14 protein-coding genes are annotated in these 14785 nt (G+C 70.0%); 5 read left to right on the forward strand and 9 right to left on the reverse strand.

Annotation, left to right across the window (positions count from 1 at the left end):
* Positions 1-77: 77 nt before the first annotated feature.
* The 5 genes from CIK71_RS12190 to CIK71_RS12210 form a co-directional block, all read right to left on the reverse strand.
* Positions 78-965 carry a sulfite exporter TauE/SafE family protein gene (locus CIK71_RS12190; protein ID WP_096165953.1) on the reverse strand — a complete coding sequence of 296 codons (888 nt, stop codon included), beginning with the start codon at positions 963-965 and terminating at the stop codon, positions 78-80.
* Positions 966-1038: 73 nt separating this feature from the next.
* Entirely contained in the window at positions 1039-1275 is a 237-nt protein-coding gene (locus CIK71_RS12195; protein WP_141393724.1) for a hypothetical protein, read from the reverse strand.
* 79 nt (positions 1276-1354) lie between these two features.
* Positions 1355-1735, reverse strand: coding sequence for a DUF488 domain-containing protein (locus CIK71_RS12200; protein ID WP_096165955.1), 381 nt, complete (start codon positions 1733-1735; stop codon positions 1355-1357).
* A gap of 155 nt (positions 1736-1890) precedes the next feature.
* Positions 1891-2388, reverse strand: coding sequence for a thiol peroxidase (gene tpx, locus CIK71_RS12205; protein WP_096165956.1), 498 nt, complete (start codon positions 2386-2388; stop codon positions 1891-1893).
* 159 nt (positions 2389-2547) lie between these two features.
* Complete coding sequence (locus CIK71_RS12210; protein WP_176485639.1) at positions 2548-3417, reverse strand: PPK2 family polyphosphate kinase; 870 nt, start codon at positions 3415-3417, stop codon at positions 2548-2550.
* Positions 3418-3502: 85 nt separating this feature from the next.
* On the opposite strand from CIK71_RS12210, the gene CIK71_RS12215 reads away from it, so the two are divergent.
* Positions 3503-4675 (forward strand): amidohydrolase, encoded by a 1173-nt coding sequence (locus CIK71_RS12215; RefSeq protein ID WP_096165957.1) that lies wholly within the window; start codon positions 3503-3505, stop codon positions 4673-4675.
* 123 nt (positions 4676-4798) lie between these two features.
* Here CIK71_RS12215 and CIK71_RS12220 read toward each other — a convergent pair whose 3' ends face one another.
* Positions 4799-5584 (reverse strand): PepSY domain-containing protein, encoded by a 786-nt coding sequence (locus CIK71_RS12220; protein WP_096165958.1) that lies wholly within the window; start codon positions 5582-5584, stop codon positions 4799-4801.
* 394 nt (positions 5585-5978) lie between these two features.
* On the opposite strand from CIK71_RS12220, the gene CIK71_RS12225 reads away from it, so the two are divergent.
* Both CIK71_RS12225 and CIK71_RS12230 read left to right on the forward strand, forming a co-directional pair.
* The gene (locus tag CIK71_RS12225) at positions 5979-8456 is read left to right on the forward strand and encodes a phosphoketolase family protein (RefSeq protein WP_096165959.1); all 2478 of its coding nucleotides are present in this window, start codon (positions 5979-5981) and stop codon (positions 8454-8456) included.
* Positions 8456-8770 (forward strand): acylphosphatase, encoded by a 315-nt coding sequence (locus CIK71_RS12230; RefSeq protein WP_096165960.1) that lies wholly within the window; start codon positions 8456-8458, stop codon positions 8768-8770. Before CIK71_RS12225 ends, CIK71_RS12230 begins: the two co-directional genes overlap by 1 nt.
* Positions 8771-8785: 15 nt before the next feature.
* Here the strand turns inward: CIK71_RS12230 and CIK71_RS12235 are convergent, their stop codons facing one another.
* Both CIK71_RS12235 and CIK71_RS12240 read right to left on the reverse strand, forming a co-directional pair.
* Entirely contained in the window at positions 8786-9964 is a 1179-nt protein-coding gene (locus tag CIK71_RS12235; protein ID WP_241964082.1) for an MFS transporter, read from the reverse strand.
* Positions 9965-10332: 368 nt separating this feature from the next.
* Positions 10333-10980, reverse strand: coding sequence for an NAD(P)-dependent oxidoreductase (locus CIK71_RS12240; RefSeq protein WP_096165962.1), 648 nt, complete (start codon positions 10978-10980; stop codon positions 10333-10335).
* Positions 10981-11216: 236 nt separating this feature from the next.
* Here CIK71_RS12240 and CIK71_RS12245 point away from each other — a divergent pair, with 236 nt between their 5' ends.
* Complete coding sequence (locus CIK71_RS12245) at positions 11217-12314, forward strand: DUF808 domain-containing protein (RefSeq protein ID WP_096165963.1); 1098 nt, start codon at positions 11217-11219, stop codon at positions 12312-12314.
* A gap of 88 nt (positions 12315-12402) precedes the next feature.
* Positions 12403-13974 (forward strand): glycoside hydrolase family 10-like protein, encoded by a 1572-nt coding sequence (locus CIK71_RS12250; RefSeq protein WP_199586329.1) that lies wholly within the window; start codon positions 12403-12405, stop codon positions 13972-13974.
* 41 nt (positions 13975-14015) lie between these two features.
* On the opposite strand, the gene CIK71_RS12255 is transcribed toward CIK71_RS12250, so the two are convergent.
* Positions 14016-14546 (reverse strand): phosphoribosyltransferase, encoded by a 531-nt coding sequence (locus CIK71_RS12255; RefSeq protein ID WP_096165965.1) that lies wholly within the window; start codon positions 14544-14546, stop codon positions 14016-14018.
* Positions 14547-14785: the final 239 nt, after the last annotated feature.

Here is a 14785-nt window from a genome sequence, read left to right on the forward strand (position 1 = left end):
AAGGCACGTCGGCCGGAGGGTCTGAGGTGACCGCACCGGATCCGAGAAGGCCCGGAGCCCGGACAGAGGTCGACTCCTCAGACGAACTGTCGGATCAGGGCCGCCAGCGCGACGACGACGATGACACCGCGGAGCATCCATTCCGGCATCCGCTTGGCCAGGTGCGCTCCGAAGAAGCCTCCCAGCAGTGATCCTGCGGCAATCACCGCGCTGCCGATCCAGACGATCTCCGCGTCGATCAGGAAGAACGCGACGACGTATACGACCGCGGCGGCCAGGTTCACGCCCAGGCTCATGAGGTTCTTGATCCCGTTGACCGATCCCATGGTGCGCCCGGTGAAGACGCCGAGGATCCCCAGGTACAGCACACCCTGCGCGGCGGTGAAATAGCCGCCGTACACCGACGCGGCACCGAGGGAGCCGAGGAGCCCCTTGGACTGCAGCGGGCTGCGTTCCGACGACGCGTCGATCGCTCCCGTCGCGCTCACCGCATTCTCCGCGCTCTCCGGCTTGCCCGCGCTCTCGGTCGGTGCCGCACCGCTCGGCGCATCGTCCGCGGAGGGGGCGCCGCCGCGGCCCTTCCGGGTTCGCAGTGCGCGGGTGATCCGCTTCTGGAAGACGACCAGCAGCAGGGCGAGGACGATCAGGACCGGCACGACGACGTCGAGGGCCGAGGCCGGGGAGACGAGCAGCAGGATCGCGCCGACCGTGGCGCCGACCGTCGCCGTGGCCAGGAGCCGGGGCATGTGCTGCTTCTCGGCCACGATCTCGCGGCGGTATCCGACGCACGAGCCCAGCGTCGAGAAGAACATGCCCACGGTGTTCGTCCGCACCGCGACGCCCGGGGGGATGCCGATGGCCATGAGCACCGGGAGCGTGAGCAGCGAGCCGGAGCCGACGGCGGCGTTGATGGCGCCGGCGATGGTGCCCATGACGAGCAGGACGACGATACTGAGGGGTTCCACGACGGACGACCCTACTGATCTGATCGGCCCCGCGGTGGGAGGTCCACGGCCCGGTCGCGCCCCCTATGCCGGATCAGCGGCCCGGCAGCAGCCAGTCGTTCGGCGCGAACAGCTCCACGTGCACCCGCTCCTCCGGGATCCCGGCCTCCGCACCGACCAGGGGAAGGGTGTCACGGATGACGGTCTCTTGGGCGAGGGTGAGCGCACCCTCGAGGTCGAGCTGGGGACGACGGGCGGCGGTGAGGGCCACGGACATGGGGAAGTCCTTCGTGATCGCGGGGTGGAGCCAGGTCGCCGATCGCTCGGCCACCTGCTCCCCCACGCTAGAAGCGCCTCATCGTCGGCCCGGTGACCTTGGTCCCGGGCCGACGGTCCCGGCCGGTTCCCGCTCAGTCGGCGAGGTCCTGCAGCACCTCCTGCAGCACCTGGGCGTGGTTGTGCTCGGTGTCCTTCGCCGCGAAGAGCAGCACGATGTTCCGGGCATGCCGGCTGCGGGCCTGGTTGAGCAGGTCCTCGGGCGCATCGCTGTCCTGGAGCTCACGCTTGTAGTGCTCGGAGAACGTCGAGAAGCCCAGCTCTCCGCTGTGGAAGGCCTTGCGCAGATCCGAGCTGGGGGCGACGTCCTTGTTCCAGGCGTCATGGTCCAGACGCTCCTTCTTGATGCCTCGGGGCCAGAGGCGGTCCACCAGCACCCGGAACTCGCCCGTCGCCGAGCCCTCGTCGTCCAGCACGTCCTGCACCCGCTCCACCGAGACCTTCATCGTGCTCATGCCCACTCTCCTGTCTTCTCCTGTGCGGATGAGAGAGGGCCCGGCGCGCGCTGTGCAGCGCGGGCCGGGCCCTGGATCACGGGTGGTGCAGCGTCCTGGCACTGCCGGGCCCAGCTGCTCGTTCTCCTCCCGTGCTCACGATCACCGTGTGCGGATCAGGCCAACGCAGCCTTCGCGCCCTCGTAATCGGGCTCCTCGCTGACCTCGCCCACCTGCTCGGTGTAGACGATCGTGCCCTCGGCGTCGGTGACGACGACCGCGCGGGAGAGCAGTCCGGCCAGCGGGCCGTCAGCCATGGTGACGCCGAAGTCCTCGCCGAAGGAGGAGCGGAAGGCGGAGCCCGTGACGACGTTCTCGATGCCTTCGGCACCGCAGAAGCGGGCCTGGGCGAACGGGAGGTCCTTGGAGACGCAGACGACGACAGTGTTCTCGAACCCTGCGGCCAGCTCGTTGAACTTCCGTACGCTCATGGCGCAGGTGCCGGTGTCGAGCGAGGGGAAGATGTTCAGCACCACGCGCTTGCCGGCGAGGTCGGAGCTGGCGACGGGTGCGAGGTCCTGGCCGACCAGTTCGAAGGTCGGCAGCGCCGAGCCCTTGGCCGGCAGCTCGCCGACAGTGGAGACGGGATCGTTGTGGAAAGTAATGGAAGCCATGCCCCCATCATCATCCGCAGACCCCAGCGGCACAAGCCGCCCCCTGGAGCATGGACCATGCTGCCTGGTGGGACCGCGAACCGACGTCTCCCGGGGAGGTGCCCGCCGGAGGCATCGCCAGGCCATCGCTGCGGTCACCGCAGAGACCTCCGGAGAGCGTCAGCGGGTGGTCTCCGCGAGGCGTTCGATCTGCTCGGTCACGTCGAAATCGGCTGGTGGCCACTGCGGGTCGATCCCGCGCAGCGCATCCAGCAGCAGCTGCTGCACCGTGAGCCGGGCGTACCACTTCCGATCGGCCGGGACCACCGTCCATGGGTTCCCCACGGTTGAGGTGGCACGCAGCGCCCTCGTGTACGCCTCCATGTACTCCTCCCATCGCGCGCGCTCGTCCACGTCGCCGGGAGCGAACTTCCACTGCTTGTCCGGACGCTCCAGACGCTCCCTGAGCCGCGCCCCCTGCTCTGCGCGGGAGAGGTGGAGCATGACCTTCACGACCACGGTCCCGGCCTCGGTGAGCTCACGCTCGAAGGCGTTGATCGCGGTGTACCGGCGGCGGATCTCCTGCGCGTCGGCCCAGCCCCGGACCCGGTGGATCAGCACGTCCTCGTACTGGGAGCGGTCGAACACGCCGATCATCCCGGACGCCGGCGCATGCCTGCGGATCCGCCACAGGAAGTCATGGCGCTTCTCGGCGCGAGTGGGGGCCTTGAACGCCGTGATGTCGACGCCCTGGGGGTCCACGGCACCCACCACGTGACGCATGATGCCGCCCTTGCCGGAGGTGTCCATGCCCTGCACGATCAGCAGCACGGAGCGCCCGCCGTCCTGGCCGTGGTGCTGGGCGTACAGCCGCTCCTGGAGCTCGGAGAGGAGCTCGTTCCGTGCGGCGAGCACTTTCTTGCCCTGGGCCTTCTTCGCCGTGAAGCCCGGGGTGGCGCGCGGATCGAGCTCGGTGACGTCCCCCGTCCAGTCCGACGCGATGGGGAAGCCTCGGGGCTTCTGGTCTGCGGGAGCGGTCTTCTTCGACATGAGGTGCAGGCTAACGCGGGCGGGGCGCTCACACCGGGTTCCGCGTGCACTTGACTCCACCGATCGGTCGGCGGAGTGTCGAGGCATGACGATCACCGCCCTCATCGATGCCCACGTCCATCCCGTCGCCTCCCCCGCCTTCGATGGCACCGTCCTGATCGAGGACGGCCGCATCACGGCCGCCGGACCGGATGTCCCGGTCCCCGAGGACGCTCTGGTCATCGATGCCGACGGCGGCTGGCTGCTGCCCGGCTTCCTCGACGCCCACGTGCACCTCGGCGTGGACGAGGAGGGCGAGGGCTGGGCCGGGCAGGACACCAACGAGATGACCGATCCGGTGATGGCCGCGGCCCGGGCGATCGACGCGATCAACCCCGTGGAGGTCGGTTTCGACGACGCGATCATCGGCGGCGTCACCGCCGTGAACGTCAACCCCGGCTCCGGGAACCCCATCGGTGGGCTCGCCGTCGCGATCCGCACCCACGGCCGCGTCGTGGACGACATGGTGCTGCGCAGCCCCTCCGGGCTGAAGGCGGCACTGGGCGAGAATCCCAAGCGCATCTACGGCGATCGCCAGCAGACCCCGTCGACCCGTCTCGGGGTGGCGCTCACCATCCGGCAGGCGTTCGCGAAGGCCCAGGCGTGGATGGCGAAGGACGAGTCCGATCGCGACCCCGATCTGATGAGCGAGGCGCTCGCTCGCGTGCTGCGCCGCGAGATCCCATGGCGCCAGCACTCGCATCGGGCCGACGACATCGCCACCGCGCTGCGGATCGCCGAGGAGTTCGGCTTCGAGCTGGTGCTCGACCACGGCACGGAGGCGTACCAGATCGCCGACAAGGTCGCCGCCGCCGGGGTGCCGGTGCTGTACGGGCCGCTGATCGTCTCCCGCTCGAAGGTCGAGGTGCGACACCGCACGCCGAAGGCCCCCGGGATCCTCACCGCGGCCGGGGTGAAGGTCTCGATCATCACGGACCATCCGGTGGTGCCGATCGACTTCCTCGTCCACCAGGCGGCGCTCGCGGTCAAGCACGGGATGGCCCCGGACGATGCGCTGCGCGCGATCACGCTCAATCCCGCCGAGGTGCTCGGCGTCGAGGAGCGTCTCGGCTCGATCGAGGTGGGCAAGGACGCGGACCTCGTGCTGTGGGAGGGCGACCCGCTGGACACCCGCCATCGCACCCTGCGGGTATGGCAGCAGGGACGCCAGGTCATGCACCGCGACGAGTCCGGGGAGCCCGTGATCGCCGCGCGCTGAGCACTATGAGCGTCCCGGTGGGCGCGTCCAGAGATCGCGCCCTCGGGCATCCGACTCGAGCGCCCGCCCGGACCGGAGAGTGCGGGCCGGGCGCTCCCGAGAGTGCGGGCCGGGCGCTCCCGCTCAGTCGTCGATGCGCACGTCACCGGTCTCGACGTCCACGTCGATCTCCACGTCGTCGTCCCCGGAGGTCTCGAGATCGATCTGGTAGCGGATGGCGCCGTCATCCGCATCCAGCTCCCAGCCGGAGACCCGACCCTCGCGCTCCTGCAGGGCGATCTCGATCGCCTGCTGCGGGGTCATCGGGGAGGTGACGTCGACGGCCGGGTCCTCCACGCGGTCCCGCTCCTGGTCGTGCTCGAGGACCTCGCCGGTGGTGGCGTCGATGTCGAGGTCGTGCTCCTGGCCATCCGTCCGCACCTCGATCTCCCAGGTCCAGCCGTGGTCGTCGTCGTGGTCGATCGAGACGGATTCCGTCTCGCCTCCGCCGGCGGTCTCGACGGCGATGGACACCGCGTCCTCAGCAGAGATCGCGAGCTGCTCGGTCGCGAGGTCGGCGTCCTCGGGCAGCGGGGCGCCCGCCGGGTCCGATGTGCCGGCCTCTCCACCTGCGTCACCGGACCCGCCGGCGTCCGAGGCGCTGCCGTCGGTCACAGAGCCCGCGTCGGACGCAGAATCTCCGTCGGACGCAGAACCACCATCGGAGGCAGAGCCGTCGTCGGCCGCCGCGCCCCCGGTGTCGCTCGCGCCGCTGTCCTCGCTCGTCGAGGTGTCGGAGTCGCCGTCCGCGGGCGAACCGGCATCGTCGGCGCCGCTGCATCCGGCGGCCAGGGCGATCACGAGCGCACCCAGGGCGGCGGCGCGAGTCGTGGTGCGGGTGGTGGTGCCGAGGCGCATCGTGCGGGTCATGGCGAGTCTCCTCCTCGAGGGGCGTCTGCCCCGATGTGCGGTCGATATGCCCAGGCTATGGCGCTGCTGAACAACGGTCGAGCACTCTGAGAACACTCTCATCGAGGCCTCATGCAGCTCTCACCCGGCGCTCCCCGAACGTCGGCACCCGTGCTCCGCCACTGGCGCGCTCCGCGGCCTGGCCTCCCGCGGCTGCTCCGCGCTGTGGCGTGCTCCGCGCCGTGGCGTCGCGCGGCTGCTCCGTGTCCTGGCTTCCCGCGGTGGCTTCGCGCCCCGGCGTCCCTCGGTCGCGCGGCCGAGCAGGACCGTCGGCCCTTCCGCTCTCCCCCGGCTCCCCCTACGGTGGGGAGAACCCTCCGGGGGACCCTGATGTCCATCGCAGCAGGAAGGCGCCATGACCACCACCACGAGCTGGCCGAACTCCCCCGCCGATCCGCCCTCGGGCGACGAGCTGTCGCGGATCCATGCCTGGTGGCGGGCCGCGAACTACCTGTCGGTCGGGCAGATCTATCTCAAGGACAACCCTCTGCTGCGCAAGCCGCTGCAGCGCGAGCATGTCAAGCCCCGTCTGCTCGGGCACTGGGGCACCACGCCGGGGCTCACGTTCCTGTACGCCCACGCCAACCGGGCGATCCGGCAGCGCGGCCTGAACGCCATGTACATCACCGGCCCCGGGCACGGCGGGCCCGGACTGGTGGCCGCCACCTACCTCGAAGGCACCTACAGCGAGGTCTACCCCGCCGTGAGCCAGGACGAGGAGGGGCTGAACCGCCTGTTCACGCAGTTCTCCTTCCCCGGCGGCATCCCCTCGCACGTGGCGCCGGAGACCCCCGGGTCGATCCACGAGGGCGGCGAGCTCGGATACTCGCTCTCCCATGCCTACGGCGCGATGTTCGACAGGCCCGACCAGATCGCCTTCACCGTGGTGGGTGATGGCGAGGCGGAAACCGGTCCGTTGGCCACGTCGTGGCACTCGAACAAGTTCACCAACCCCCAGCAGGACGGCGTGGTGCTGCCGATCCTGCACCTGAACGGCTACAAGATCGCCAATCCCACCGTGCTGGCCCGTCTCGGCGACGAGGAGCTCGAAGCGCTGCTGCGCGGCTACGGGCACACCCCGCTGTTCTTCACCGGCGGGTTCGAGGACGAGGACCCGATGGCGGCGCACGAGCGCTTCGCCGCCGTCCTCGACGAGGCGCTGGACCAGATCGCCGAGATCAAGCAGCGGGCGCAGGAGGACGCCGCGCACGGCCGCGAGACCGAACGGCCCGCCTGGCCGATGATCGTCTTCCGCACGCCGAAGGGCTGGACCGGCCCGAAGACGATCGACGGTCAGGTCACCGAGGGCTCCTGGCGCTCCCATCAGGTGCCGCTCGCCAGCGCCCGCGACACCGAGGAGCACCTCGCCGACCTCGATGCGTGGTTGCGCTCCTACCGTCCCGAGGAGCTGTTCGACGAGGACGGCCGCCTGCTCGAGGAGATCGCGAGCACTGCTCCGGCGTCGGCGCAGCGGATGTCGGCGAACCCCGCCACCAACGGCGGCTCCGTGCTGATCCCGCTGCGTCTGCCCGATATCCGCGACCATGCCGTCGAGGTCGATCGACCCGGCGCCTCGGTCTCCGAGGCGACGAAGGTGCTGGGCGGGTGGCTGCGGGACGTCGTCCGGGACAACCCGGACAACTTCCGGATCTTCGGTCCCGACGAGACCGCGTCCAACCGCCTGCAGTCCGTGTACGAGGCGACCGACAAGCAGTGGAACGCTGACTTCGAGCCGCACGACCGCGACGAGCACCTGGCACGCTCCGGCCGCGTGATGGAGGTGCTCTCGGAGCACCAGTGCCAGGGCTGGCTCGAGGGGTACCTGCTCACGGGCCGGCACGGGCTCTTCTCCTCCTACGAGGCCTTCATCCACATCGTCGATTCGATGGTCAACCAGCACGCGAAATGGTTGAAGGTCACCAACGAGCTGGAGTGGCGCCGGCCGCTGGCTTCGCTGAACTACCTGCTGAGCTCGCACGTGTGGCGGCAGGACCACAACGGCTTCAGCCATCAGGATCCCGGGTTCATCGATCACATGGTCAACAAGAAGGCCGAGATCGTGAGGGTCTACCTCCCGCCGGACGCGAACACCCTGCTGTCCACCTACGATCACTGCCTGCGCTCTCGCCAGTACGTCAACGTGGTCGTGGCCGGGAAGCAGCCGAACCCGAACTGGCTGAGCCTGGACGAGGCCGCCGTGCACTGCGCCCGCGGGCTCGGCATCTGGGAGTGGGCCGGCACCGAGGTGGACGGCGAGGAACCGGATGTGGTCCTCGCCTGCGCCGGGGACATCCCCACCATCGAGACGCTCGCGGCCGCGAAGATCCTGCGCGAGGAGATCCCCTCCTTGAAGGTGCGGGTGGTGAACGTGGTGGACCTGATGCGTCTGCAGGAGGACACCGAGCATCCCCATGGCCTCTCGCCCCAGGACTTCGACGGGGTCTTCGGCGAGGACCTCCCGGTGATCTTCGCCTATCACGGCTATCCGTGGCTGATCCATCGCCTGGCCTACCGTCACGATCGGCATTCCCGGATCCACGTGCGGGGCTACAAGGAGGAGGGCACCACCACCACGCCCTTCGACATGCTCATGCTCAACGATTCCGACCGCTACCACCTCGTGATGGATGTGATCGACCGGGTCGAGGGCCTGGCCACACGGTATGCGGGTCTTCGGCAGCAGATGGTCGATGCCAGACTCCGAGCCCGCGCCCACGCCTACGAGCACGGCGAGGACCCGGCGCACATCGCCCAGTGGCAGTGGGACGACACCGCCGACCACGCAGCCGGCGGCGCCCCGGCGCAGGCCCAGGACACCGGAGGCGACAACTGATGACAGGACCTGCTCCGACCGCCGGCGACTCGGCGGACCACGGCGTCCTACGTCGTCTCGTGCGGGTGCAGGGACGCGTTCAGGGCGTCGGCTTCCGCATGGCGGCCGCGTCCGAGGCGGAGCGTCTGGGCGTGGTCGGGACCGTGAGGAACCTGTGGGACGGCTCCGTCGAGGCGGATGTCGAAGGGTCGTCCGACGCGGTCGGGTCGATGCTCGACTGGCTGCGGGAGGGCCCGCCCGGGGCACAGGTGAGCGGGACCGAGGTGCGCCCGCAGGCCCCGAAAGGCGCGGCGAGCTTCCGCGTCACCGGCTGATCGCTGCCCGCGCGCTCAGGCGGACTCGGAGTGTCTGAGCCCGGCGACGCCGCCGCGCAGGTAGTTCGCGGCGACAGCCGCTCCGGCGAGCACCATCACCGTCGAGGTGACGATCAGCGAGGTCTGCCCAGCGCGGTCGATGATCAGCCCGCCCACCAGGGCGCCCACGGCGATCGCCACGTTGAACACGGCGCTGTTCAGCGCGGTGCCCTCCTCGATGACCTCGGCGGCCTGGGAGCCCACGAAGGCCTGGATCGCCACCGAGATCGCTCCGACGAACAGACCCCACAGCGGCATGATCGCGAGCGCCGAGGCCGGGGTGTGCATCAGCAGCAGCACGAGGAGCAGGGAGATCCCCACGCCGGAGGAGACCACCAGCACGCCCCAGGGCGCGCTGCGGGTCAGCAGCGGAGCGACGGCGAAGTTGCCGATCAGCCCGGCGATGCCGAAGGCCAGCAGCATCACACCGATGTCGGTGACCGGCACCTGGGCCCGCGCGACCAGGATCGGGCTGACATAGGCGTAGGTGATGAACTGGGCGACCACCACCAGCGAGGTCAGCACGATCGCATAGCGCACGCCGCGCGCACGACTGGCGGCGAGCATCATCGCCGGGGTCACCTTCACCGGCGAGCGCACCGGCTTCACGAGCAGCAGGATCAGCACGGCGACGAGCACGGCGATCAGGCCCACCACGGCGAAGGCCGCCCGCCATCCCACGTGCGACCCGATCCATGCGGCCATCGGCACGCCGAGCACCAGGGCAGCGCCGGCGCCGCTGAAGGCGACGGTCAGGGCCCGCGCACTGTGCTTCGCCTCGACCTGGCCGAGCGCGACGATCGCGAGCACCGCCCAGTACAGGCCGATGGAGACCCCGGCGAAGAGTCGGGCCAGCAGCAGCACCGCGAAGTTCGGGGCGACCACGCTCAGCGCGCAGGAGATCACCACCGAGGACAGGGCCAGCACGAGCACGAGGCGGCGGTCCATCCCCCGCACGATCACCGGGGTGAGCACAGCCACGACACCGGCCAGCACGCCGGGCACGGTGACCGAGAGTCCCGCGAGCCCCTCGCTGATCCCGAGCTCCGGCGCCATCACGCTGAGCACCCCGATCGGCAGCTCCTCGATCGTGATGAGCACGAAGATCCCCAGGGCGAGGGCGACGACCCCACTCCATCGGCGTGCGCTGTCCACTGCTGCTCCTCCTCGATCTCGGCCCGGCACGGGCGACGACTTGCTCGTACGGGCTCATGGCTGAACAGGCGAGTCCCCGAGCCTCGCGAGGGCGCGGGAGCTTCCTGCTCGGACGGGCCGCGCGCTCAGTCACGGCGCGGGCTGCGGCGGGGCGCCTGCACGCGGCATGGCGCGTGCGCACGGCGTGGCGCCTGCGCACGGCGGATGGCCCCGGGCGCGCTGTGCGCTGCCGGAGCCATCCGCGGTCAGGCGGGTCTGCGGCCGTCGGCCGGAGCCGAGGCCGCAGCCGACTTCGGTCGGGACCGCCCGCGGTCCGACCCGATCGACGCCGGCCCGATCCTCACCTGCTGGTGTTCAGGTGCTGGAGATCAGACGGCGGCGTCGAACGCCTCGCCGATCTCCTGCTCACCGTCGTTGTAGGTGAGGAACTTCCCGACGGTCGCCGGACGCTCGAGCGCGGCGAGGATCGTCCGGGCGACGTTCCCGCGGGAGACGGTGCTGCTCTCGGTCGCGGTCGCGTCGATCCGTCCGGTCGGCTCCTCGAGGGTGAGCCCCGACGGCCCGAGGATCGTCCATTCGAGACCGGTGCCCTTGAGGTGGTCGTCAGCCTGTGCCTTCGCCTCGGCGTAGGCGAAGAACGGCTCGTCCTCCGGAACGCCGTGCTCGAGGCTCGCCCCGAAGTAGCTGATCATCAGGTACCGGGTGGCCCCCACGCGCTGAGCCGAGTCCATCGACGCGATCGCCGCGTCCCGGTCCACGGCCCAGGTGCGCTGCGGGTTCCCGCCGCCGGCGCCGGCGGCCCAGACCACTGCGTCCTTGCCGCGCAGCAGCTCGTCCCAGCCCGCGTCGTCGAGCGATTCGATATCCGCCACGACGGCCTTCGCGCCGGTGGCCTCGATCTCTGCCGTCTGCTCGGGGTTGCGGATCACTGCGTGGACGGTGTGACCCGCGTCCACGAGCAGCGGCTCCGCGAGCAGTGCGACCTTGCCGTGTCCTCCGATGAGTGCAATATCCATACCCCCACCTTTGCACCGGCATGCGATGCCGTCGAGGGCCGGACCATCAGGTTCACTGCTGGTGGAATGCCGTCCGGGTCGCGCGCGGTCGCGATGGCCGGGTATGAAGCGGGAAGTCAGGCGGGAAGTGAGGCGGGAAGTCAGGCGGCAAGTCAGGCGGCAAGTCAGGCGGGAGGCGCCCTATATCCTGTGCTCGGCCGCCGCGGGGTGGCCGATCCCTGGGGAAGGACCCTCTGATGGCCGGTGGACTCGCCGCACTGCTCGACGACGTCGCTGCACTCGCTCGCCTGGCCGCCGCCAGCGCCGACGACGTCGCCGCCGCTTCCGCGAAGGCGAGTGCCAAGGCGGTGGGCGTGGTGATCGATGACGCCGCGGTGACTCCCCAGTACGTGCGAGGCATCAAGCCCGCGCGGGAGCTGCCGATCATCTGGCGGATCACCAAGGGTTCCCTGCGCAACAAGCTGCTGATCATCCTGCCTGTCCTGCTGCTGCTGAGCGCCTTCGCGCCCTGGGCGCTGACGCCGATCCTCATGCTGGGTGGCCTCTACCTCAGTTTCGAGGGCGCTGAGAAGGTCTGGGAGCTGGTGCGCGGCGCACCGAAGAAGGAGCCGGCGACCTCGCAGGGTGCCGATGCGGAGGGCAGGATCGTCTCCAGCGCCGTGCGCACCGATCTGATCCTCTCGGCGGAGATCATGGTCATCTCCATGAACTCCTTCGCCCCCACCTCGGTGTGGGAGCAGGCCGCCGTGCTCATCGTCGTCGCGATCGGCATCACCGCTCTGGTGTACGGCGCGGTCGGGGTCCTGGTGAAGATGGACGACGTGGGCCTGGCGATGGCGTCGGACGCCGAATCGGATCTCAAGCAGCGCTTCGGCAACGGCCTGGTCCGGGCGATGCCCACGGTCATGACCGTGATCAGCTACGTGGGCATGGTCGCCATGCTCTGGGTGGGCGGCCACATTCTGCTCGTCGGCACCCACGACCTGGGGCTCGCCCAGCCCTACGGGTTCGTCCACCATCTCGAGGAGTCCGTCAGCGGCGTGGCCGGTGTGGGCGCCGTGCTGGGCTGGCTGCTCAACACGGCCTTCTCCTTCGTGCTCGGTCTGCTCATCGGCGGGGTCGTCGTCGCGATCCTGCACCTGCTGCCCATCGGGCACCACGGCGAGAAGGACGATCGGACGCTGAAGAACTCGCAGGACGGGGACGCCGGCGAGAACCACGGTGGACGCAGCGCGGACGAATCACCGACGCGCGCGGCGGAGGGAACCGGCACGCCCGACGGGACGGCTTCTCCGAGCACGACGGCAGGCAAGGGGACCGCGCCGACGGAGTAGGGCCGGCGCAGCGCAGCCGCCTTGCCCGAGGCGCAGACCTGTGCCACGGTGAGTGACCTCTGTCACCGCCGAAGGAGATCGCGCCGCCGTGCTTCCTCTTGATCGCCGCACCTTCCTGCGCCTGAGCACGGGCGCCGGGGCCACTGCCTTCACGGCCAGCGCGGGCTCCGTCCCCGCTCTCGCACACCCAGCTGCTCCGTCGGCCGGCGATGCCGCGGCGGATGATCCTGTTCCTCCGCCCGCCCGGCAGTTCCGTGCCATGTGGCTCTCCTCCGTCGAGAACATCGACTGGCCCTCCGCGCCCGGCCTCAGCGTCGCGCAGCAGAAGGAGGAGTACCTGACCTGGCTCGACCTCGCCGAGGAGCTCGGGCTGAATGCGGTGATCGCGCAGGTGCGCCCCACGGCCGACGCATTCTGGCCCTCCTCGTTCGAGCCGTGGTCGACGTACCTCACGGGCACCCAGGGTGAGGACCCCGGCTACGACCCGCTGGCCTTCCAGATCGAAGCGGCCCATGAGCGCAACCTCGAATACCACGCGTGGTTCAACCCCTACCGGGTCGCGATGACCGAGGAGCCGGACCTGGTCGAGGACCATCCGGCGCGAGTGCACCCCGACTGGGTCTGGCCGTTCGGCGGCAAGCTCTACTACGACCCCGGCCTGCCCGAGGTCCGCGCCTTCGTGCAGGACGCGATGATGGACGCCGTCTCCCGGTACGACGTGGACGGCGCCCACTTCGACGACTACTTCTACCCGTACCCCGTCGAAGGGCAGACCATCCCCGACGAGGACACCTTCGCCGCGCATTCGGACGGGACCGAATCGATCGAGGACTGGCGGCGGGGGAACATCGATCTGCTGGTCAGCGAGATGCACGAGCGCATCCGGGCCGAGAAGCCCTGGGTGCGGTTCGGGATCAGTCCGTTCGGCATCTGGCGCAACGCCACGAGCGACCCGGAGGGCTCGGACACCTCGGGCTCGGAGAGCTACGAGATCATCTCCGCGGACTCCCTGCGCTGGGTGCGCGAGGGGTGGGTGGACTACATCAACCCGCAGATCTATTGGGAGATCGGGCATCCCGCGGCCGACTACGAGACCCTGGCGCGCTGGTGGGCCGACAAGGTCGAGGGCACGGGCGTGGCCCTTTACATCGGCGAGGCCGCCTACAAGGCGATCGACGGCACCTTCCCGGAGGCCACCGAGCTCGGCGATCACCTCGACCTCACGCAGACCCTCGCACCGATCGACGGCAACGTCTACTTCAGCGCCGCGAGCCTGCGCGATGACGCCGTCGGGGCGGTCGACGACCTCGTCGAGCGCCACTACACGCATCCGGCGATCGTCCCCGTGATCGAGGGGATCCCCGGCGAGGCTCCTGAGGCGCCGACGGTCCTGGCCGCGCGGAACGTCGAGGACGGCGTGGAGGTGCGCTGGCGCGGTCGCGCTGCGACCAGCTATGCGCTCTGGCGTCTGCCGTCGGCCACGGCCGGGGCCGACGAGCTCGCCGACGGGCGCAACCTGGTGGCGACGGTGCGCGCCGGCCGCACCTCCCAGGCTCTGGTGCACGAGGGCGCCGACGGCAGCGGGTACTACGTCGTCACCGCCTACGACCGCACCTGGCGGCAGAGCGACCCGTCGGAGGCAGTGCAGGTCCGCGGCTGAGCCGGTCCGCGCCGGCTCGGACGCGGATCAGCGCCCGACGGTCAGGCGTTCCCGGGGACCACGCCCGGGTTCGGGACCACGGGCGACTCGGCCGACCACGGGAAGACGATCCACTCGTCGGTGCGGCGCCACACGAAGTCCGGGGAGACGACGGAGGCGGACTTCGCGTACAGCACGGCGCTGCGGGCGTCTGCGCCCTGCTCGCGCAGCAGATCGAGCACCAGGGCCAGCGTGCGACCGGAATCGGCGACGTCGTCGACGACGAGGAGGCGCTTGCCCTTGATCGATTCGGTGTCGAGCATCGGGGCGAGCAGGACCGGATCCGGCAGCGTCTCGTGCACGTCGGTGTAGAACTCGACGTTGATCGCGTCGGAGAGCTTCAGGCCCAGTGCGTAAGAGAGGGATCCGGCCGGCAGCAGACCGCCACGCGCCACGGCGATGATGATCTCCGGGTCGAACGCCGAATCGGCGATGGTCTGCGCGAGCTCCCTCGAGGCGGTGCCGAACAGCTCCCAGCTGAGGACCTCCTTGGTCGACAGCTCGGACGAGTCGGCGTGGTAGGCCTGGGACATCAGATCTCTTCTCCTCGGGGTGCGATCGACGCAGAGATCTCCGATGGTATCGGCCGTCGCTGATCGGGTGGATCGTGGGACCGGTCCGCCGGTTCCTTGTCACAGGCACGCAGGCACACAGGCACACAGGCACACAGGGCCCCGGGCCACGGGACTGATGCACGATCAGGTGTCAGCTTGGTTTAGGCCGCCAGGGTGACGGTCGGGTTCATGATGGTCGGGACTGATGCACGATCAGG

Origin of the sequence: Brachybacterium alimentarium (genome assembly GCF_002332425.1) — a bacterium.
Taxonomy (GTDB): Bacteria; Actinomycetota; Actinomycetes; order Actinomycetales; family Dermabacteraceae; genus Brachybacterium; species Brachybacterium alimentarium.

What these genes read in the sequence shown, in the direction of transcription:
- CIK71_RS12200 (WP_096165955.1), bottom strand. Translation starts at nt 1,735, where the DNA reads ATGAGCACGATGAAGGTCTCGGTGGAGCGGGTGCAGGACGTGCTGGAC.
- tpx (WP_096165956.1), bottom strand. Translation starts at nt 2,388, where the DNA reads ATGGCTTCCATTACTTTCCACAACGATCCCGTCTCCACTGTCGGCGAG.
- CIK71_RS12210 (WP_176485639.1), bottom strand. Translation starts at nt 3,417, where the DNA reads ATGTCGAAGAAGACCGCTCCCGCAGACCAGAAGCCCCGAGGCTTCCCC.
- CIK71_RS12215 (WP_096165957.1), top strand. Translation starts at nt 3,503, where the DNA reads ATGACGATCACCGCCCTCATCGATGCCCACGTCCATCCCGTCGCCTCC.
- CIK71_RS12220 (WP_096165958.1), bottom strand. Translation starts at nt 5,584, where the DNA reads ATGACCCGCACGATGCGCCTCGGCACCACCACCCGCACCACGACTCGC.
- CIK71_RS12225 (WP_096165959.1), top strand. Translation starts at nt 5,979, where the DNA reads ATGACCACCACCACGAGCTGGCCGAACTCCCCCGCCGATCCGCCCTCG.
- CIK71_RS12230 (WP_096165960.1), top strand. Translation starts at nt 8,456, where the DNA reads ATGACAGGACCTGCTCCGACCGCCGGCGACTCGGCGGACCACGGCGTC.
- CIK71_RS12240 (WP_096165962.1), bottom strand. Translation starts at nt 10,980, where the DNA reads ATGGATATTGCACTCATCGGAGGACACGGCAAGGTCGCACTGCTCGCG.
- CIK71_RS12245 (WP_096165963.1), top strand. Translation starts at nt 11,217, where the DNA reads ATGGCCGGTGGACTCGCCGCACTGCTCGACGACGTCGCTGCACTCGCT.
- CIK71_RS12255 (WP_096165965.1), bottom strand. Translation starts at nt 14,546, where the DNA reads ATGTCCCAGGCCTACCACGCCGACTCGTCCGAGCTGTCGACCAAGGAG.